General features: G+C 67.0%; 20 protein-coding genes. 10 read left to right on the forward strand and 10 right to left on the reverse strand.

Features of this window, described 5'->3' with window-relative positions:
* Nucleotides 1-41: 41 nt before the first annotated feature.
* Together aroB and AC2EAL_RS17830 are read right to left on the reverse strand one after the other, a co-directional pair.
* Nucleotides 42-1,148, reverse strand: coding sequence for a 3-dehydroquinate synthase (gene aroB / locus AC2EAL_RS17825; protein ID WP_484725580.1), 1,107 nt, complete (start codon nucleotides 1,146-1,148; stop codon nucleotides 42-44).
* Nucleotides 1,145-1,690 (reverse strand): shikimate kinase, encoded by a 546-nt coding sequence (locus AC2EAL_RS17830; protein WP_484725581.1) that lies wholly within the window; start codon nucleotides 1,688-1,690, stop codon nucleotides 1,145-1,147. The genes aroB and AC2EAL_RS17830 overlap by 4 nt, the downstream gene beginning before the upstream one ends.
* Nucleotides 1,691-1,893: 203 nt before the next feature.
* Between AC2EAL_RS17830 and AC2EAL_RS17835 the strand changes: the two genes are divergently transcribed.
* Genes AC2EAL_RS17835 through AC2EAL_RS17850 form a run of 4 tightly spaced genes read left to right on the forward strand, consistent with a single transcriptional unit; the run spans nucleotide 1,894 to nucleotide 5,858 of the window.
* Nucleotides 1,894-2,031 carry a hypothetical protein gene (locus tag AC2EAL_RS17835; protein WP_484725582.1) on the forward strand — a complete coding sequence of 46 codons (138 nt, stop codon included), beginning with the start codon at nucleotides 1,894-1,896 and terminating at the stop codon, nucleotides 2,029-2,031.
* Entirely contained in the window at nucleotides 2,018-3,589 is a 1,572-nt protein-coding gene (locus tag AC2EAL_RS17840) for a hypothetical protein (RefSeq protein WP_484725583.1), read from the forward strand. Before AC2EAL_RS17835 ends, AC2EAL_RS17840 begins: the two co-directional genes overlap by 14 nt.
* A 3-nt stretch (nucleotides 3,590-3,592) precedes the next feature.
* Nucleotides 3,593-4,537 (forward strand): site-specific tyrosine recombinase XerD, encoded by a 945-nt coding sequence (locus AC2EAL_RS17845; RefSeq protein ID WP_484725584.1) that lies wholly within the window; start codon nucleotides 3,593-3,595, stop codon nucleotides 4,535-4,537.
* Nucleotides 4,538-4,553: 16 nt separating this feature from the next.
* Nucleotides 4,554-5,858, forward strand: a complete 1,305-nt coding sequence (locus AC2EAL_RS17850; RefSeq protein WP_484725585.1) for an HlyC/CorC family transporter — start codon at nucleotides 4,554-4,556, stop codon at nucleotides 5,856-5,858.
* Here AC2EAL_RS17850 and AC2EAL_RS17855 read toward each other — a convergent pair.
* Both AC2EAL_RS17855 and AC2EAL_RS17860 read right to left on the reverse strand, forming a co-directional pair.
* Entirely contained in the window at nucleotides 5,833-6,396 is a 564-nt protein-coding gene (locus tag AC2EAL_RS17855; RefSeq protein WP_484725586.1) for a flavodoxin domain-containing protein, read from the reverse strand. The genes AC2EAL_RS17850 and AC2EAL_RS17855 overlap by 26 nt on opposite strands.
* Nucleotides 6,397-6,466: 70 nt before the next feature.
* Nucleotides 6,467-7,285 (reverse strand): gamma-glutamyl-gamma-aminobutyrate hydrolase family protein, encoded by an 819-nt coding sequence (locus tag AC2EAL_RS17860; protein ID WP_484725587.1) that lies wholly within the window; start codon nucleotides 7,283-7,285, stop codon nucleotides 6,467-6,469.
* Between the two features lie 166 nt (nucleotides 7,286-7,451).
* Between AC2EAL_RS17860 and copM the strand changes: the two genes are divergently transcribed.
* Both copM and denD read left to right on the forward strand, forming a co-directional pair.
* Nucleotides 7,452-7,820, forward strand: a complete 369-nt coding sequence (gene copM, locus AC2EAL_RS17865) for a CopM family metallochaperone (RefSeq protein WP_484725588.1) — start codon at nucleotides 7,452-7,454, stop codon at nucleotides 7,818-7,820.
* A 57-nt stretch (nucleotides 7,821-7,877) separates the two neighbouring features.
* The gene (gene denD, locus AC2EAL_RS17870; protein ID WP_484725589.1) at nucleotides 7,878-8,831 is read left to right on the forward strand and encodes a D-erythronate dehydrogenase; all 954 of its coding nucleotides are present in this window, start codon (nucleotides 7,878-7,880) and stop codon (nucleotides 8,829-8,831) included.
* 124 nt (nucleotides 8,832-8,955) lie between these two features.
* On the opposite strand, the gene AC2EAL_RS17875 is transcribed toward denD, so the two are convergent.
* Complete coding sequence (locus tag AC2EAL_RS17875; RefSeq protein ID WP_484725590.1) at nucleotides 8,956-9,660, reverse strand: MBL fold metallo-hydrolase; 705 nt, start codon at nucleotides 9,658-9,660, stop codon at nucleotides 8,956-8,958.
* A gap of 77 nt (nucleotides 9,661-9,737) precedes the next feature.
* Here AC2EAL_RS17875 and AC2EAL_RS17880 point away from each other — a divergent pair, with 77 nt between their 5' ends.
* Nucleotides 9,738-10,613, forward strand: coding sequence for a DMT family transporter (locus AC2EAL_RS17880; protein ID WP_484725591.1), 876 nt, complete (start codon nucleotides 9,738-9,740; stop codon nucleotides 10,611-10,613).
* A gap of 6 nt (nucleotides 10,614-10,619) precedes the next feature.
* Here AC2EAL_RS17880 and AC2EAL_RS17885 read toward each other — a convergent pair whose 3' ends face one another.
* Nucleotides 10,620-11,825, reverse strand: a complete 1,206-nt coding sequence (locus AC2EAL_RS17885) for a pyridoxal-phosphate-dependent aminotransferase family protein (protein WP_484725592.1) — start codon at nucleotides 11,823-11,825, stop codon at nucleotides 10,620-10,622.
* Between the two features lie 113 nt (nucleotides 11,826-11,938).
* On the opposite strand from AC2EAL_RS17885, the gene AC2EAL_RS17890 reads away from it, so the two are divergent.
* The 3 genes from AC2EAL_RS17890 to AC2EAL_RS17900 all read left to right on the forward strand — a co-directional run bounded on the left by AC2EAL_RS17890 (nucleotide 11,939) and on the right by AC2EAL_RS17900 (nucleotide 15,073).
* Nucleotides 11,939-13,705 (forward strand): ABC transporter ATP-binding protein, encoded by a 1,767-nt coding sequence (locus tag AC2EAL_RS17890; RefSeq protein ID WP_484725593.1) that lies wholly within the window; start codon nucleotides 11,939-11,941, stop codon nucleotides 13,703-13,705.
* 42 nt (nucleotides 13,706-13,747) lie between these two features.
* Nucleotides 13,748-14,512, forward strand: coding sequence for a CAF17-like 4Fe-4S cluster assembly/insertion protein YgfZ (gene ygfZ / locus AC2EAL_RS17895; RefSeq protein WP_484725803.1), 765 nt, complete (start codon nucleotides 13,748-13,750; stop codon nucleotides 14,510-14,512).
* A 234-nt stretch (nucleotides 14,513-14,746) separates the two neighbouring features.
* Complete coding sequence (locus tag AC2EAL_RS17900; protein ID WP_128514362.1) at nucleotides 14,747-15,073, forward strand: DUF6280 family protein; 327 nt, start codon at nucleotides 14,747-14,749, stop codon at nucleotides 15,071-15,073.
* Nucleotides 15,074-15,144: 71 nt separating this feature from the next.
* On the opposite strand, the gene AC2EAL_RS17905 is transcribed toward AC2EAL_RS17900, so the two are convergent.
* The 4 genes from AC2EAL_RS17905 to AC2EAL_RS17920 form a co-directional block, all read right to left on the reverse strand.
* The gene (locus AC2EAL_RS17905) at nucleotides 15,145-15,960 is read right to left on the reverse strand and encodes a hypothetical protein (RefSeq protein ID WP_484725594.1); all 816 of its coding nucleotides are present in this window, start codon (nucleotides 15,958-15,960) and stop codon (nucleotides 15,145-15,147) included.
* A gap of 270 nt (nucleotides 15,961-16,230) precedes the next feature.
* Nucleotides 16,231-17,604, reverse strand: coding sequence for a TolC family outer membrane protein (locus tag AC2EAL_RS17910; protein WP_484725595.1), 1,374 nt, complete (start codon nucleotides 17,602-17,604; stop codon nucleotides 16,231-16,233).
* Between the two features lie 94 nt (nucleotides 17,605-17,698).
* On the reverse strand, nucleotides 17,699-18,352 hold the full coding sequence (locus tag AC2EAL_RS17915) for a protein-L-isoaspartate O-methyltransferase family protein (protein ID WP_484725596.1): 654 nt from the start codon (nucleotides 18,350-18,352) through the stop codon (nucleotides 17,699-17,701).
* 117 nt (nucleotides 18,353-18,469) lie between these two features.
* Nucleotides 18,470-19,327, reverse strand: coding sequence for a hypothetical protein (locus AC2EAL_RS17920; RefSeq protein WP_484725597.1), 858 nt, complete (start codon nucleotides 19,325-19,327; stop codon nucleotides 18,470-18,472).
* Nucleotides 19,328-19,470 lie beyond the last annotated feature (143 nt).

Here is a 19,470-nt window from a genome sequence, read left to right on the forward strand (position 1 = left end):
ATTTTCTGCGAAAATTCGAAGGCTTGCGCGGTGAGGCTGTCCTAGGCGCGCAGGGCGTCGGCCAGGACGGCACGGACCGCGTCGCCCGGCACGTCCTCGGCCACGAAGGCCTGACCGATGCCGCGCGCCAGGATGAACCGCAGACGGCCGTCGATCACCTTCTTGTCCTGCCCCATCAGCGCGATCAGCGCGTCAGAGCCCGGCAGGTCGCCCGGGATGTCGCGGATGTCGACCTTCATGCCCATCGCCCGCAGATGCGCCCGGACGCGGCTGGGGTCTTCCTGGCTGCAAAGGCCCAGGCGCGAAGAGAGTTCAAAGGCCAGTGCGCAGCCAATGGCAACGCCTTCGCCGTGCAGAAGCCGGTCGGAATATCCGGTCGCCTTTTCAAGGGCATGGCAGAAGGTGTGGCCAAGGTTGAGGAGGGCGCGTTCACCCTCCTCGGTCTCGTCCCGGCTGACGATCCCGGCTTTCATCTCGACCGAGCGGGTCACCGCATGCAGCCGCGCTGCCGCGTCGCCGCCGCGGATCGCCGGGCCGTTCTGTTCCAGCCAATCGAAGAAGTCGGCATCGCCCAGAAGGCCGTATTTTACCACCTCGCCATAGCCCGACAGGAAATCGCGGTCGGTGAGGGTGGAAAGGACGTCGATGTCGGCCAGGACGAGGCTTGGCTGGTGGAAGGCGCCGACCAGGTTCTTGCCTTGCGCGGTGTTGATGCCGGTCTTGCCACCGACCGAGCTATCGACCTGGGCCAGCAGCGTCGTCGGCAGCTGTACGAAGCGGACGCCTCGGCGCAAGATGGCCGAGGAAAAGCCCACCAGGTCGCCGATCACCCCGCCACCCAGCGCGATGACCACGTCGCGGCGTTCGACCTTCTGGTCCAGCAGCCATTCGGTACAGCGCGCGAGGTTGGCCCAGTCCTTGGTGCCCTCGCCCGGAGGCAGGGCCAGGGCGGAGACGGCGATCCCCTCACGCTCCAGCGCGGCGGTCAGAGCCGACAGGTGTCGCGCGGCCACGGTTTCGTCGGTGACCACCGCCACGCGCTTGCGGCGGAGGAGCGGTGCGATTTCGGCGCCCGCGCGCGCGATCAGGCCGGGGCCGATCCGCACCTCATAGGACCGGTCGCCAAGTTCGACTGCAACCCTGTTCACGCCGTTTCCTCCAGCACGTCCGGCCGCAACTTCAGCGCGTCGCGGACCCGTGTCGCCATCTCTTCCACCGAGCGGTCCGCCTGGCTGTCGACCGCGATGTCGGCTTGGCGATAGAACGGCTGGCGCTTTTCGTAAAGCTCGCGCAGGGTCTCGCGCGGGTTGGCGGTACGCAACAAGGGGCGGGTCGTCTTGTGGCGGACGCGCTGCCAGAGAAGGTCAAGGTCGGCGCGCAGCCAGACCGAGACGCCGACATCGTGGATCAGGGTGCGATTCGTCTCGGACAGGAAGGCGCCGCCGCCGGTGGACAGCACGCAAGGTGTGCCGCGCAACAGGCGGCTGATCACCTCGGTTTCGCGGGCGCGGAAGAAGGCCTCGCCGTCACGCTCGAAGATCTCGGCGATGGAGCGGTTGGCGGCACGGACGATTTCCTCGTCTGAATCGCGGAAGTCGACGCCCAGCTGACGGGCAAGGGCCGTGCCGACGGCGGTCTTGCCCGCCCCCATCATCCCCACCAGCACTACCGTCTTCGCAAGCCGCACCATGGCCCCCGATCCTGCCGCGACAGACCTTCCCGGGCAAGGACTTGCCGACGGGAAATCTTCCCCCCTCAATGGCGTGAACTCTTGCCGAATGCTATATACATTCGCACCGAAACCCGCAGGGACCGGCCTTCTGGCGCGGCCCATGCGGCAACAAGCGCCGGGGGGATGAAGCCTGCCGGCAGAAGACGAGGAAGGGCTAAGCCATGGGTCGGATCATCAAGGCCTTGCTGTTGCTGGTGATTCTTGGCTTTGTTGGCCTGACCGTCTATGCCTATCTGGGCGACCTGACCCCGGTTCAGGGCGAGGTCAAGAAGCCAGTGGTGTTGAATGCGGACGAGTAAGGCGGGTCTTCTGTCGCTGATCCTGCTGGGCGGTTCCATCCTGCCCGCAGCCGCGCAGGAGGCGGAGACCGCCGAGGGGCCCTTGTCGGCCATCGACTGGCTGTCGCAATCGGTCGCGACACCCGCAACGGCGGCCACGGACACGCCGGGGATTGTCGAGCCTCCGGTCGCCGAGGCGGGCAGTGCGCTGCCGTCGACGGTCACGACCTCGTCGCTGGACGGGCCTTCGCCGGACGGGGTGGGGCTGATCCCGACGGCGGTTTCGGGCCTGCCGCGCGATCTGTGGGGCGCGGGCCTGACGCGCGAGATTGCCGAGCGGCTGGTCAGCCATCCCGACGAGGACCTGCCCGCGCTGCGCCAACTGTTCCTGACGATCCTGTTGGCCGAAGTCGCTGCTCCGGTGGATGCCGGAGGCAAGGGTGAACTGCTCTTGGTCCGGATCGACAAGCTTTTGGCTTTGGGGGCGCTGGAGCAGGCGGCGGCGCTGATCGACGCGGCGGGGGCGACGACGCCGGACCTCTTCCGCCGCGCCTTCGACGTGGCCCTGTTGACCGGCGCGCAGGACAAGGCCTGCGAGGGCATGGCAAGCGAGCCGCACCTGGCGCCGACGGTGCCCGCTCGGATCTTCTGCCTGGCGCGGTCGGGCGACTGGGACACGGCGGCGCTGACGATCCGGACGTCCGAGGCGCTAGGCCAGATCAGCCCGGATCAGGCGATGCTTCTGTCGCGCTTCCTGGACCCGGACCTCTATGAGGGCGAGCCGGTCCCTGCGGCCCCTAATCCGATTACTCCGCTGGACTGGATGATCTTTGCCGCGATTGGCGAGCCCCTGCCGACCGAGGGCCTGCCGATCGCGTTTTCCTATGCGGAACTCAGCCCGCGGTCAGGCTGGAAGACCCGGATCGAGGCGGCAGAGCGGCTGACGCGGGCGGGGACGATCCCGCCCAACGTGGTACTGGGTCTCTATACCGAACATGACCCGGCGGCCTCGGGCGGGGTCTGGGACCGGGTGGCGGCGTTTCAGGCCTTTGACCGGGCGATCAGCTCAGGCGATGCGGCGCAGGTGGCGGCCACGTTGCCCGCGGTCTGGACCCGGATGCAGGAGGCCGAGCTGGAGGTGCCGTTTGCGATCCTGTTCAGCAAGGCGCTGATCGAGTTGCCGCTGGAGGGCGAGGCCGCCGACATCGCCTTCCGCGTCGGGCTTCTGTCGCCCTATGCCGAAACGGTCGCGGGCCGCTATCAGGCGGTGACGGCCGAAGATGCCTTCCTGTCGGCCATCGCGCTTGGCAAGGCCGCGACGGCGCTGCCGCCCGACAGCCTGGCGCGGGCGATCTCGGCCGCGTTCCGGACCCCTGCCCTGTCGACCGAAGGCCAGGCGCTTCTGGACGGCAACCGCAAGGGCGAGGCGATCATTGCCGCCATCGACAGCATCGGGCGCGGGGTACAAGGCGATCTGCGCGGGGTGACGGAGGGCCTGTCGCTGCTCCGCCAGGTTGGTCTGGAAGGCGTCGCGCGGCGGACGGCGCTGGAGCTGATGATCCTGGAACGGCGGGGCTGACCCATGCCGGATGCCGAGTCGGGTCGCTGGATCTCGACCTTCCTGGACGCGCGTTCGGCCGAGCTGGGCGCGGCACGGAACACCCAGCTGGCCTATGGCCGCGACCTCGTGGATTTCGCCGACTGGCTGGCGCGGCGCGGCCAGGGCTTTGCCACGGCGGACCGGGCGGCGGTCGAGGATTACCTGGTCTTCTGTGACGCTCAGGGCCTGTCCAAGGCCACCCGCGCGCGGCGGCTGTCGTCGATCCGGCAGCTGTTCCGTTTCGCGTTCGAGGAGGGGTGGCGCAAGGACAACCCTGCCCTGCGGCTGACTGGCCCGGGAAAGGCCCAAAGCCTTCCGAAGACCCTGAGCGAGGACGAAGTCACCCGGCTGATGGAAGCGGCGCGAACCCGGGGGCGGAACCCCGTTGACCGGCTGCGCGACACGGCGCTGTTCGAGCTTCTTTACGCCACCGGCCTGCGGGTCAGCGAGCTGGTCGGCCTGCCGGTCGCGGCGGTGCGGGGCGATCCGCGGATGATCCTGGTGCGCGGCAAGGGCGACAAGGAGCGGATGGTGCCCCTGTCCAGCCCCGCCCGGGCGGCTCTGGCGGCTTGGCTGGCGCAGCGCGACGCCGACGAGGAAGCCGGCCGCAAGGCAGGGCGCGCGCAGTCGCGGTTCCTGTTCCCCGGCGAGGGCCGAGAGGGGCACCTGACGCGGCAGTATTTCCACAGCCTGGTCAAGGACGTGGCGGTGCTGGCCGGCCTGTCGCCGTCGCGCGTCACGCCGCATGTCCTGCGTCATGCCTTTGCGACCCATCTTCTGGCACATGGCGCCGATCTGCGGGTGATCCAGACGCTTCTGGGCCACGCCGATGTTGCCACGACCGAGATTTACACGCATGTCCTTGATGACCACCTGAAGGACCTTGTCCTGACCAAGCACCCCCTGGCCCGCAAGGGCCGCGCCTGACCCACCGAAGGACCCCATGCCCGACGCCTCGCTTGATGCCGCCTTCTGGATAACCTGTGCCGCGATCCTGGCCCTTCTGGTCATGTCGGCCTTCTTCTCCGGCTCGGAAACCGCCCTGACCGCAGCCTCGCGCGGGAAGCTGAAGGGGATGGCCGACAAGGGATCGCGCGGGGCAAAGGCCGCGATGCGGGTGACAGAGGACCGCGAGCGGATGATCGGCGCGCTGCTTCTGGGCAACAACATCGTCAACATCCTGTCGGCCTCGCTGGCGACCGCGCTGTTGACCAAGATGTTCGGGGACAGCGGCGTGGCGCTGGCAACCTTCGGGATGACGGCGCTGGTCCTGATCTTCGGCGAAGTGATGCCCAAGACCGTGGCGATCACGTTCCCCGAACCGGTGGCAACCAAGGTTGCGCCGCTGATCCGGATCCTGATCCTGATCTTTTCGCCCATCGTGACGCTGGTGCGGGCCGTGGTGCGCGGCATCCTGCGGCTGTTTGGGCTGAAGTCCGACGAAGGCAGCGCGATGCTGGCCCTGCGCGAGGAGATCGCCGGGGCCATCGCGCTTGGCCATTCCGAGGGTGCGGTGGAGAAGGCCGACCGCGACCGGCTTCTGGGCGCGCTCGACCTGTCGCACCGCACGGTGGACGAGATCATGCGCCATCGCCGCCAGATCGAGATGATCGACGCCAGCCTGCCGCCGGGCGAGATCATCACCCGGGTGCTGGCCTCGCAGCATACCCGGCTGCCGATCTACCGGGACAGTGACGACAACATCCTGGGCGTCGTCCATGCCAAGGACCTGCTGCGGGAAGTCGACCGGCTGGTGCGGGGCGAGGACGGCTCGGTCCAGGGGATCGAGGCGCTCGACATCGAGAAGGTCGCGATGAAGCCCTACTTCATCCCTGACACGACCAGCCTTGATGAGCAGATGCGCGAGTTCCTGGCGCGGCGCACCCATTTCGCGCTGGTGGTGGACGAATACGGTGCGTTGCAGGGGCTGATCACGCTGGAGGACATCCTGGAGGAAATCGTCGGCGACATCACCGACGAATTCGATGTGGTGGGCAAGGATTCGGGCCTGAGCCAGACCGAGGACGGGGCCTTCCTGGTCGACGGGGCGATGACGATCCGCGACCTGAACCGGGCGACCGACTGGCGGCTGCCCGACGACGAGGCCAACACCATCGCCGGGCTGGTGATCCACGAGGCGCAGATGATCCCGAACGAGGGCCAAGTCTTCAGCTTTCACGGCTTCCGCTTCACCGTGATCGCCAAGCGCGAGAATCGGATCGTCAAGCTGAAGCTGCGGCCCTTGTGACCCGGGGGCCAAGGCCCGCGATCCAGCCGTCCAGCGTCTGACCAAGCGCTGCCCAGTCGGTGTATTCCTTGTCCTTGCCGGGTTCGACCACCTCGCCCTTCTGGTCGGCGATCCGGCGCATCGCCCAGGCGCGGAAGAAGTCGTACTCGCTGAACTTGAACGCCCCGGCGACATGTTCGACACGGCCCGGGGTCCAGCCTGTGTCAGCCTCGAACGTGGCCAGGCATTTGCGCAGGCCGGCCCAGTCGTCCGCGTCCTGCCCAGCGGCAGAGAGGGACACAGCCAGGAACAGCGTCGGCATCAGTGCAAGGTCGACCTTCGCCGTGGTGGCGAAGCGAGCGAGGGATTTCTGGTAGCCCCCGGCATGGAGCGACCCGCCCAGGATCGCGGCGTCGAAGCGGAAGAGGTCCAGCCCCTCGGCGTCCTCGACGTTCAAGAGCTCGACGGCGTGGCCCTGCCCGGCCAGCCGGTCTGCGGCAAAGCGGGCGATCTTGCGGGTCTGTCCGTCGGTGGTGGCATAGGCGATCAGGACGTACATGGCAGCCTCCGTTTCCGAAGGCTTCCCCTTACACCCGATGGGCAGCCTGCGCCCTGATCCGCGTCAAGTCTCAGGCCGACCAGGCCATTGCCGAATGCCGTTCGCCGGTCGCCCAGGCCGTGACCGCGCGGCCGAAGGCCTGGAACAGGGGGCGGGACACGGGGTCGTTGCCCGCGTTCCATTCCGGGTGCCACTGGACCGACAGGGTAAATCCCGGCGCGTCCTTGACGTAGGTCGCCTCGGGCGTGCCGTCGGGGGCATGGCCGTCGATCACGATGCTGCAGGCGGGCCGCGCGATGCCCTGCCCATGCAGCGTGTTTGTCATCACCTCGCGTGCGCCCATCAGCCGGTGGAACACCCCGCCGTCAGAGAAGGTGACGGTGTGGCGCAGCGCAAAGCATTCCTCCAGCGTGCCGTCTGGCGGCATGCGGTGGTTCATCCGGCCCGGCAGGTCGCGGATTTCCGGATGCAGCGTGCCGCCCAGGGCCACGTTCACCTCCTGGAACCCGCGGCAGATGCCGAGGAAGGGCTGGCCCCGGTCGACGCAGGCGCGGATCAGCGGCAAAGTGATCGCATCGCGGCCCCGGTCAAAGGCGCCATGGGCGGGGGTCTCCTCCTCGCCGTATTCGCTGGGGTGGACGTTGGGGCGGCCCCCGGTCAGGAGGAAGCCGTCGCAAAGGTCCAGAAGCTCGGCCACGCTGACATAGCGCGGGTCGGACGGGATGATCAGGGGGACGCAGCCCGCGACCTCGGCCACAGCGGCAGAGTTCATCGTCCCGCTGGAGTGGGCGGGATAGCTGTTGTTGATCATGTAGCTGTTGCCGATGATCCCTACGACGGGCCTCTGCCCCTTGCGCTTCACCCTTGCCACCGCGTCCTTGCTTCCCACACCATAAGGATAGCCCTATGCGCGCGCAGCGGAAAGGGGGCCAGCCCGCACAGATCGCCTGAGGTCGTGCACAGCTGCGGCACAATCGCGCCTCACGCCAAAATGAGTTTCCTTCCCATGCCGGAAGGTTGGAAAACAGGCGTCCCGAAAAGGAAGGAGTTCCATCATGCTGAAACCCGTGACCCTTGTCCTGGCACTGGCCGCCGCAGCCGCAGGCGTTTCGGCCCTTGCACAAGAGAAGACCACTGGCCACGAAGGCCATGCGATGATGGGCGACATGGGCCCGGCCTCGATGGCGTTCATGGAGGCCAACGACCGCATGCATCAAAGCATGGCGATCGAATACACCGGCAATGCCGATGTCGATTTCATCAAGGGCATGATCCCCCACCACCAGGGCGCGGTCGAGATGGCGAAGATCGTGCTGGAGCACGGGCAGGACCCCGAGGTCCGCAAGCTTGCCGAAGACATCATCGCGGCGCAGGAAGCCGAGATCAAATGGATGACCGACTGGCTGGCCAAGAACGGCGGCTGATCCGCTTGGCTTTGCAGCCCTGATGTGGTCCCCTGCCGGGAAACCGGAGGGGGACCCATGCATATCCTGATCCTCGGCGCGGCAGGCATGCTGGGCCGCAAGCTGACGGCGGCAATCACCGGCGGCGCCCTGCCCTTCTCGCAGCTGACGCTGGCCGATGTGGTGGAACCCCCTGCCGTGCCCGGCGCCACGTCCATTGCGCTGAACATGGCCGATCCGGGGGCGGCCGGGGTCCTGCTGAAGGACCGGCCCGCGCTGATCTTCCACCTGGCGGCCATCGTCTCGGGCGAGGCCGAGGCGGACCTTGCCAAGGGCTATGCGATCAACCTTGACGCTTCGCGCGCGCTGTTCGACGCCATCGCAGCCATCCCCGGCTATTGCCCGAGGGTAGTCTTCGCTTCGTCCTTGGCCGTTTTCGGCGCGCCGTTCCCCAAAGTCATTCCGGACGACTTCCACCTGACCCCGCGGACAAGCTACGGGACGCAGAAGGCGATGACCGAGCTGCTGCTCTCCGACTATTCGCGCCGGGGGTTCCTGGACGGGGTGGCGCTGCGCCTGCCGACGATCTGCATCCGGCCCGGCAAGCCCAACCGGGCGGCCTCGGGATTCTACTCCTCGATCCTGCGCGAGCCGTTGAACGGGTTGCCCGCCACCCTGCCCGTCCGCGACAGCTTGCGCCACTGGTTCGCCAGCCCCCGCGCCGCAACCGGGTTCTTCCTGCGTGCTGCCACGCTCGACACCAGCGGGCTGCAGGCGACCCGCGCCCTGTCAATGCCGGGCCTGTCGGCCAGCATCGCCGAGATGATCGAGGCCCTGCGCCGCGTCGCCGGGCAGAAGGCGGTCGACCTGATCCGCCACGCGCCCGACCCGGTGATCCAGGCCATCGTCGAACCCTGGGCCGAGGCCTGCGAGGCCACAACGGCGCGCGCCCTGGGCTTCACCGCCGAGACGAGCTTTGACGAGATCATCCGGGTCCATCTAGAGGATGAGCTTCCGGCTCGAAGCATTTGATTAAAATTGTCTTTCTCTTCTGCAAATATCCCACGGGAGTGCGACCAGTGGTGCGCCATTGGTTCAAGCACCAATGGTCGCGGGAGGGTGTGAAACCCTCCGGGGCTGGCCAGGGGCGCAACGGTTAGCCGCGTCGGCGCAGGTAGTCCTCGGCAATCGCCCGCATCCTTGGCTGCGTCATCTCGGGACCATGCCCGCCGATGGCCAGGTGGCAGTCGATGGTTCGCAGCCGATCCATGGTCTGCAGATAGTCCGGGATGCTGGCACCCGGCAGATCGTCGAGGATCTCGTCGTCGTAGATCGCGTCGCCGGTCAGGAAAAGGCCGTCCTTCTCGTCCAGAAGACCGATCCCGCCCGGCGAATGGCCCGGCAGGTGCAGGACGGTGAAGCTGCGGTCGCCAAGGTCGATCCGGTCGCCCTCGGTCAGCATGCCGGTCAATGGCGCGGGACGCAGGGACCACTGGTCGATGGTCCAGCCGTCGCGGGGCATGGCAGAGACCACGTCGGGCCAGGTGCGGAACTCCTCGGCGAAGGTCTCGATCCCCGGTTTTCCTGCGAAACCAAGGCTTTCTGCGGCGTGTCCAAGGCGGCCTTCGAATTCGTGGAACCCGCCGATATGGTCGACATGGGCGTGGCTGGCCACCGCGAGGACGGGCTTGCCCAACAGGGGCATTGCGGTACGTAGGGGCGCAAGGCCGCAGCCGAAGTCGAATTGCAGGTCACGGTCGCGGCCAAGGACGGTGACCATCGCGGCGCGGAACATCGGGTCGACTGCGGGCTCCAGCGTGACGAAGACGCCCGGGGCCAGTTCGCGGGTTTGAAACCACATGACATGCTCCATGTCGCAAACGGGCAGGCGCGGCGCCCCCCGGCCCCCTAGCGTGGCACGACTGTCAAGGACTGACCATGCCCCCTGCCCGCCCGCCCCGCCCGTTGATCGGCATAGCCCTGATGCTGGCGGCAATGGCGATCCTGCCCTTCATCGACGTGATCGCCAAGAAGCTGGGCCAGGCCGGGCTGCCGATCCTGATCGTGGTCTGGGCGCGGGCGCTGTTCGGGGGGCTGATGACGCTGCCCTTCGCGTTGCGGGCCGAGGGGGCACGGGCCTTCCGTCCAGCGCAGCCCTGGCATCACCTGGCGCGCGCCTGCCTGCTGTTCGGCGCGACCTTCCTGTTCTTCGAGGCACTGAAACACCTGCCCATCGCGGACGCGCTGGCGATCTTCTTCGTCAATCCGCTGGTGATCGTGATCCTGTCGGCGCTGGTCTTGCGCGAACGGGTCGGCCCCCGCCGCTGGGCCGCTGTGGCGGTGGGGTTCCTGGGCACGCTGATCATCATCCGGCCCGGGCTGGTCGAGATGAACCCGGGGACGATCTATGCCCTGGGTGCTGGCGTGGCGCTAGGGTCCTATTTCGTGATGACCCGCCAGATCGCCGGGGCGGCGGATGCGATGGTGCTGACGTTCCAGACTTCGGCCATCGGCGCGCTGCTGATGACACTGGCCCTGCCCTTCCTGTGGGAGACGCCGACGCCCATGCAATGGGTGATGCTGGCGGGCCTGGGGGTGATCGCGACGCTGGGCCATGTGCTGATCACGCGGGCCTATGAACATGCCGAAGCCTCGCTGCTGGCACCGCTGGCCTTCAGCGAGATCATCATGGCGACTGTCGTCGGGTGGTGGTTCTTCAGCGACCTGCCAGACCGCTGGACCGTGCTGGGCGTGGCGATCCTGATTGCCTCTGCAATCTACATCTCGGTCCGGGAGCGGCAGGCGAAGGCGTAGGGTGCGCTACAGCGCACCTTTCGCCACCACTTTTGCCGCCGCTGCCAAAGCCCCGTCCCCATGCGGGATGTCCAGCGCGGTCATCCCCGCCTCCATCACCGCCAGCGCGCCAAGGGTCATATGGGCGTTCACATGTCCCATGTGGCCTAAGCGCAGGAAGCCGTGGTAGGCCGGGTCGGTCGAGGGCGCCATGCCGAGGCCGATGCCAAGGGTGACACCTGCCTGCTTTTCGCACCAGTCACGCAGGCGGGTGGCATGGGGGGCACCGAGGCGCGCGGCGGTGACCGACCAGCCGCGGTCCGCGGGGTTCGTCACGTTCATCGCGATGGCCGGGTTGCCGGCGTTCCAGGCGTCGAAGGCGGCCCAGACGGCGCTGGCAAGCGTGTGGTGCCGCTTCCAGACATTCGGCAGGCCTTCCTCGGCGATCATGTCCAAGGCCTCACGCAAGCCGTAGAGGTGGCTGGTGGGCGCGGTGCCGTCCCAGATCTGCCAGAACTCTTCGGGCTCGGCGCGGGGACCCCAGGCCCAGTAGGGGGTGGCAAGGTCGCTGCGGCCACAGCGCAGGCGGGCGGCCTCCGAGAACCAGACGAAGGCCAGGCCAGGAGGCGTCATCAGCCCCTTCTGGCAGGCCGCCACCATGACATCGACGCCCCAGGCATCCATTCGGAACTCGTCGCAGCCAAGCGAGGCAATGCAGTCCACCGCCAGAAGCGCGGGGTGGCCAGCCGCGTCGATCGCGGTCCGAAGGGCGGCGATGTCGGTCTTGATCGAACTTGCCGTGTCGACATGCGTCGTCAGCACCGCCTTGATCTTGTGACCTGCGTCCGCCCGCAGCGCGGCCTCAACCCGGTTCATGTCGGCGGGAGTGGATTTGCCGAAGTCCAGCACCTCGACCTCCACCCCCATCGTACGGGCGGAATTGGCCCAGGACAGGCCGAACTGCCCCACCGCCAGCACCAAGGCCTTGTCGCCCCGGTTGAAGAGGTTCGCGTTCGCCGCTTCCCACCCGGCATGACCGTTGCCGATGTAGATCGCGACGTGGCCCGTGGTCCCGGCGACCGTCCGCAGGTCGGGGAACAGCGAGGCCACCAGCTCGATCAGCGGGCCTTCGTAGATATTGGGCGAGCCCTGGTGCATCGCGCGCAGGACCCGGTCCGGGATCACCGAAGGGCCGGGGATGGCCAGATAGGGGCGGCCGTTGGCAAGGCTCATGGGTCTCTCCTGTCACTGCCCGCCATGGCTAGGCCTGTGCCCGGTCGGCGTCAACCGGCGGTCTTGATCGGGGCCGCCTTGAGGGTTCGGACCTTTACCGCTAAACCCGCCGCATGAGCGACGAAGACCACCACACCAGACGTCCCTATACCTCGCGCGAGTTGTTCCTGCGGTTGTGGCGCGGCTATCTCAGGCCGCATCTTTGGACCATCGTGCTGGCCTTCCTGGTGATGATGATGGAAGGCGCCACGCTTGGCCTCTTGTCCTCGATGCTGGAGCCGCTGTTCGACAAGGTCTTTGCCCCTGGCGGGTCGAGTCTGCTTGTCTGGGTTGGTGGCGCGATCTTCGCGCTGTTCATTTTCCGCGCCGTCGTCTCGGTCATCGGGCGCTGGCTGCTTGCCCGGGTCAACCAGCGCGCTGCGGGGGCGATGCAGGTGGACCTGGTGCGCCACCTCTTGACGCTGGATGCCAGCTTTTTCCAGCAGAATGCGCCCGGCGCGCTGATCGAGCGGGTGCAGGGCGACACTCTGGCCGTGCAGGGTGCCTCGGCAATGTTGGTCGCCGGGGTGGGGCGCGACCTGTTCTCGCTGATCGGGTTGTTCATTGTCGCGGTGAATATCGACCCGTTATGGACCCTGGCCGCCCTGATCGGCGTGCCACTGCTGTTGGTGCCGGCCTATTTCTTGCGGCGATACCTGCACCGCAAGGCCATGCAGACGCGCGAACAGGCGGGAAATCGGGTCACCCGGATGGACGAGATCTTTCACGGCATCCACGCCGTGAAGGTGAACCGGTTGGAAGAGTATCAGACCAAGCGTTTTCACCACATCATCAAGACGATCGTCCGGGCCGAGGAAAAGGCCGCTGTCGCCCGAGCAGCGATGCCGGCCATGGTCGATGTGGTCACCGGGATCGGCTTTTTCGCGGTGCTGATCCTTGGCGGCACCGGGGTCGCCAGTGGCGAGCGCACCGTCGGCGAGTTCATGTCGTTCTTCACCGCGATGACGCTGACCTTTCAGCCGATTCGCCGCTTAAGCGACCTTGCCGGGCAGTGGCAGGTGACAGAGGCCAGTCTTGAGCGGATCTTCCTTCTGCTCGACACCAAGCCGACCGACAGCCGTCCTGCCGTAAGTCGTGCTATGCCCGCCCCGGGCGCACCGGAAATCCGCTTTGAGAACGTAGGCTTCAGCTACCCTGACCGCCCGGTCCTGAACGGGCTGAGCTTTGTCGCCGAGGCCGGGAAGGTCACGGCGCTGGTCGGGTCGTCCGGCGCAGGCAAGACCACTGTCTTCCATCTGATCGCCGCGCTGATCGAGCCGCAGTCGGGCCGGATCCTGATCGGCGGCGTGGACGTGCAGGAGATGAGCCTGTTCGACCAGCGTGCGCTTCTGGCCTCGGTCAGCCAGGAAGCGGCTCTTTTCGACGAGACCCTGCGCGAGAACCTGCTCTTGGGCCGGGAAGACCGGCACCCCGACCGCGTGACGCAGGCACTGGCGGATGCCGAGATGACAAACTTCCTGACCGGTCTGCCACTGGGGCTGGAAACGCCCGTCGGTACGCGGGGCTCGGCCCTATCCGGCGGCCAGCGCCAGCGGGTGGCGATTGCCCGGGCGCTGCTGATCGACGCGCCGGTCCTCCTGTTGGACGAGGCGACCTCGGCGCTGGACACGCGGACCGAGGCCAGTGTGTCTGCCGCCCTGTCGCGTGCACAGGCGGGCCGGACCACGCTGGTCATCGCACACCGGCTGTCGACGGTGAAGGGGGCGGACAAGATCGTCGTGCTGGACCAGGGCCGGGTGGTCGAGGAAGGCACGCACGACAGCCTGATGGCCCAAGCGGGCCCCTATGCCCGGCTGCACGGGGCACAACTGCGTGACTGAGGCTTCCGGTGCGCAGCGGGCCGGGTTATCTGTCGGCGCATGATGCCCGGAGAAACCGCCCCTGACCGCACTGTCTGGACCGTGACCGGCAAGGATGCGATCAGCTTCCTGCAAGGCCTGGTGTCGAATGACGTCCGTCCGCTGGAGAGCGGGCCGGGGATCGTCTGGTGTGCGCTGCTGACGCCGCAGGGCAAGTATCTGGCGGATTTCTTCGTCGTCCGGCGGCAGGACGGTGCGCTGTTGATCGACATTGCGACCCCGCTGGCCGCGGACACCCTGCGCCGGCTGACCCTGTACCGGCTGCGGTCGGACGTGCAGATCGCGCCGTCGGGGCTGCATGTCCTGCGCGGTCTTGGGCCCGCCCCGGACGGCGCCCTGCCCGACCCACGCCATCCGGCGCTTGGTTGGCGGGCCTGGAGCGAGGCCCCGGGGGCCGAACCCGTGATCGACTGGGACGCGATACGTGTCGCCAACCTGATCCCGGAAAGCGGCATCGAACTGGTGCCGGATGACAGCTATATCCTGGAGCACGAGTTCGAGCGGCTGCATGGCGTCGACTTCCGCAAGGGCTGCTATGTCGGCCAGGAGGTCACCGCGCGGATGAAGCACAAGACCGAGCTGCGCAAGGGTCTGGTGCGGGTCGCGGTGGAAGGCTCGGCCCCCGTCGGGACCGAGATTCTGGACAGTGACGGCAAGCCGGTTGGCTCAATTTTTACGCAATCAGCTGGGACGGGCCTTGCCTACCTGCGGTTTGACCGCATGAACGGCGTTCTACAGGCCGGTCCGGCGCAGGTGCGGGTGGCCTGAGCCACCTCCGCGCGCATGACCAAGATTATCTTAACCAATGGTTGAAATATTCACCCAGGTCTCTAAATCTCGTCTATGTTCGGGCCGGCTACCGACTAGATGCTGATGAGTCGCGAACAAGCCATGCGCCCTATGCATGGCAGTCATTCCAAACCGGTAACCCCCGAATCGGGTTCAAACCGGTACAAACCGCGGACACTCGGAAATACAAGAGCAAGAATAAGGGAAACCAACATGCGTGACACCATCGACAGCACCGCCTTCAACTTCGAGCAGGGCCAGCGTGCACGCAAACTTTTCGCCGCCGTCGTTCTGGCGGCCCTGGACGATGCCATTGCCGACGACAAGAAGTACGGCAACGGCCCGGACCAGATCGCTCGCTGGGCGCGGTCGCGCGACGGCCGTGAAGTGCTGTCCTGCGCCGGGATCGACCCGAACGAGCGTGTCGTGAAGGGCCTGATGGAGTTCGTCGCCAAGGGCGTGCGCACCTCGGTCGCGCTGTCGCGCGAAGAATCCGAACGCCGCCACGCGCTGGAACTGGAACAGGCCGAGGCCGCCTGATCCGGCCCGAAAAGCAGACGTCGACGCGCCCCAGCGGGGCGCGTTTTCATTTGCAGATCAGGTATTTGGCGTCAGTCGAGATCGCGGGCCATTAGGGCGCGGTTGATCTCAGCCCGGACAAGCTTGCGCACGTTGCGCGTGATACGCTCACCCAGCTCACCCTGTAGCTCGGCGCGGAGCGTCTGGCGGACGATGTCCTGCAGCGCCTGTTCGTCCAGCACGTCCAGCTGCATCCCATCGGCGTCGACGAATTCCGTCGCCAGATGCCCCGCGGCCGGGTCCGGATCGGCCTCTGCGGCGATGGGAAGGTCCGTGTCCGGCACAGCATCGGGCTGCGCGATGACATCCGCTGCGGCCTCGGCGCGGATGGTCTCGACGACTTCGCCCGCAGCCAGCCGGGCGGCCAGATGTTCGGCCCTGCGACGCAGCGGCACGAAGGGAATCGGCGCGGCGTCATCGCCGTCGCGGTCCGCTTCCGACCAGGCTTCGACCTGATCGTCCATCTCCTCGCCGTCCGGCATTTCGTCTTCCACGGCCGGGCCGGTCAGCACCTCAGCCTCTTCGGCGGCAAGGGCAACTTCGCCCAGCGAGATGGTCGCCGGTTCGGTCCAGAGTTCGTCTTCCCACTCTGCCTCTGGCTCGGGCATCTCAGCCTCGGCCTGGTCAGCGGCCAGTTCAGGGTCAGCCACGGGCTCTGGGTCGATCGGCAGCAGGTCATCGTCAAGGTCGATTTCGGGATCGTCCGGAACGACCACTAGGGTCACCGCGTCGGCCTGCTCGGGTGCGGCCTGCGCATCAACCGGCGCGGCCTCGGCAACCAGGGTGGGTTCGGCAGCAGCCACGGCAGCCCCGACCAAGCGGGGTTCCAGAAGCGAGGCATCCAGCATCAGAGGGGCCAACGGGCTGCTGTCAGGTATCACCCGTTGCGCCGGTGTCAGCAGTAAGCGTTCGGAATTCAGGTCACGACTGAGGTTGCGCGGGCGCTGTTCGTTGGACACGAGTCGCCGCACCGAGGAAACGACATCCTCAATCTCTTCCGAGCTTAGGGGTCCGGCCATCAAGGTGATCCGCTCGCTTGCGCGTATTGCGATCTCAACTTAACGCCACAACCCCCCGAATCGCAACAGATTTCGCGGATTGTCACCCGACCGGCAACATCAGTCGCCGATCTTTTCCAGAATCCGATCCAGCTTCTTCCCCTGGGCGCTGTGCGAAGGCGCCTTTTCAACCGCGCCGTAGTAGGCCTCGGGGTCATAGGTCGGAATGCCCAGCTGCAAATGGTCCACCGTCAGCAGGCCCATTGTCGCCAGCACCTGGTAGACCGCGACATAGCGCTGAGCCTCGGCTTCCAGCCGGGCGTTGCGCGCGTCCAGCAGCTCCTGCTCGGCGTCCAGCACATCCAGCGTGGTGCGTGTCCCGGCGGCGGCTTCCTCGCGCACACCGTCAAAGGCAGCCTGCGCGGCGCGGATCTGCAGGTCGGACGCCTCGATCGAAGCGGAGGCGACAGCGAGATTGGCCCAGGCGACGCCCACGTTCTGGACAATGCCGACCGCAGTCTGCTGCAGACCGGCGCGCGCGGCGTCCTTGCCTGCCAGTGCGGCCCGCTGCAGCGCCGACAGCCGGCCACCGGCGTAGATCGTCTGGTTCAGCGTCAGGCCGTAGGTCTGCGATTCCTGGTCGTCATCATCGGCCCGCAGCGTCACCCCTGCCCCAAGCACCGGCTTGCGGTTCGCCTTGGCCAGTTCGACCTGCAGATCGGCAATCGTCACCTGATGCTGCGCCTGCCGGATCAGCGGATGCGTCGACCGCGCGACGTTCTGCGCCTCTTCCTGCGTGCGCGGCAGGGCGGGAGCCCGGGGCAAGGCCGCCAGGGAATGCGGATAGTCACCGGTTGCAGCCTTGTAGGCCTCGCGCGCGATCATCAACTGCCCCTCGGCCGCAGCCAGTGCGGCCCGGGACGCGGCCAGCCGCGCCTCGGCGATGGACACGTCGGTGCGGGTGATCTCGCCCACCTCGAACCGATCGCGCGCGGCGCGGAGTTCCTGAGTGATCAGCCGCAGGTTCGACTGCCGCAACGCCACCACCTCTTGCGCCAGGCGCACGTCGACATAGGCGCGAACAGCGGCCAGGAGCACGTTCTGTTCAACCTCGACCAGCGCCTGCCGGGTGGCCAGCACGCTTTCCTTTGAAATCTCGATCCCCAGCTTGCGGCGCCCGAAATCCAGAAGCGTCATCTCGGCGCTCAGGGTCAGCGAGGCCGAAAGCTCTTCGTTGACGCTGGGGCCAAGCAGTCCCATGACATCGGCGCGCTGCCATTGGCCCTGCAGGGCGTAGGACACGACCGGACGCAAGGCGGACACGGCGACCGCCACGTCTTCATCGGCGGCCCGCAGTACCGCGCGGTTCTGGTCGAGGAGGTTCGAATTCTTGTAGGCCGCGATCAGAGCGTCGGCCAGGGTCTCGGCCCGGGCGATGGGCGCGGAGACGACACCCGCCAGGACCACGACTGCAGACAAAAGCCATGCACGCATCATCTTCGCCTTTTCCGTGCCCGCAAGTCAGATGCAGGCGTTGCAAGCTGGTCCGGACGGCGAAGGGCCGGGCCGGACAGGGCCTAATGCGGCCTTATAGCACGAAACTCTGCCTGGCCTGAAAGCCCGGCAGGACCGGGGCCGCGGCATTGAACACCGGCCGCCAGGTCACGCGACCATCCGTCTTGTAGCCGATCCGGGCGGTGCCGACGGCGCCGTCCATGAAGATCGCGCCGATGCGACCGCCATCCTTGAGTTGCGCAAGGATCGCCTCGGGCATGGTTTCCACGCCGCCTTCGACGGTGATGACGTCGTAGGGCGCGCATTTGGTCGCGCCTTCGGCAAGCGGGCCTACAATCACGACGGCATTGTCGACGCCCTCTTCCGACAACAGCCGCTGCGCCTCGGCGCCCAGCTGTTCGTCCTCTTCCACGGCGACGACGGTTTCGCCCAGCCGCGCGATCACGGCAGAGGAATAGCCCAGGCCACAGCCGATATCGAGCACCAGTTCACCCGGCTGGATGTCCAGCGCATCCAGCAGTTTGGCCAGGGTCCGCGCCTCAAGCACTACCCGACCGGGGCCGAGCGGAAGATTGTCGCCGACATAGGCCGCCTCGCGCTTGTCCTCGGGCACGTAGGTTTCGCGCGGGACACGCAGCATGGCATCGATGATCGGAAACTTGGTCACGTCCGAGGGGCGGACCTGCGTATCCACCATCATCACGCGGCGGCTGGCGAATTCGCTCATTCTGAACTCATCGGTCTGATTGGCTGCTGCGTTCAGTCTTGCCACAGTTGCCGCGATGCCGCAACCGGCCTTCGGTGCATTTTCATGGGCTTGGACCCGGCTGCTACAGCGCGGTTATCAGGCGTTCGACCCGGAGTCCGGTGCCCAGTTGATCGCCTGGTCCCCCAGATCGCGGAACAGCGTCGAAATCTGCGTCAACCGGCCACGCCATTCGCCCAGCGGCTCTTGCCCCGCGGTGATCCGCAGGAAGGCCTGGAGCTGGCAGGCCAGGACGAAGGGCTGGATCACGGCCCAGCGGATCGCCAGGGCCGCAAGAGCGGCGGCGACAGCGGCGGCGTCCGGGCCGAGGGTCGGCATCTGGGCCGACAGCAGGACCAAGGGCGGCAGGAGGAGAAGGAAGACGGCAAGCGTCAGCAGCCAGCCGATCCCATTGACCCGGAAGGCGTTGCCCAAGAGATCGCGCGCGTTCTGGGTCGCCAGGACCAGGCCGTCATGCGTGGCCTCCCAGGCGTTTTCCGGCCGCGCGCGATAGGCATGGGCCAGAACGGTCTGGTCGATCAACCTGCCGGTTGCCATGCGACCGAGAACCGGCACGGACAAGAGGGCCCCAACGCCCTCGCCCATGCGCCCGACCCGGCCGGACACGCCATGCACGAAGCGGTGGATCGCCTGCAGCTGCGCCGCCGACCCGAAACGTGCGGCAACCGCAGCGCGGGCATGGGCGATCTGCCCCTGCCCCAGGGGTACGCGTACCCCGTCCAGCATGTCGGAGACCAGCGCTACCAGCCTGGACTGGGCCGCCTGCAGCTGTGCCCGGCCCAGGCCTTCAAGAACCAGAGCGGCAAGCGCCAGCCCGACACCTCCGCCGATGACGGCATCCCATTGTCCCAGGGTGCTGCCCGCCCAGACCCCGAGCAGGATCGCAAGTCCGAAGCCAATCGCGGCGAGCCCGGACAGGACAAGCCGGATCGCCATAAGCGGTAGAAGCCGGGCCCAAACGGCCAGGGCCCTGAGAAGGCTGAAATTCCACATGCAAGCAGTCCAGTATTTTCTGAAAGACTGGCCCTGTTGCAGGCTCCTGACAAGTCACCCGGATGGAAACAGTCTGCCAACGCTCT

The organism is Tabrizicola sp. T74, assembly GCF_057219935.1.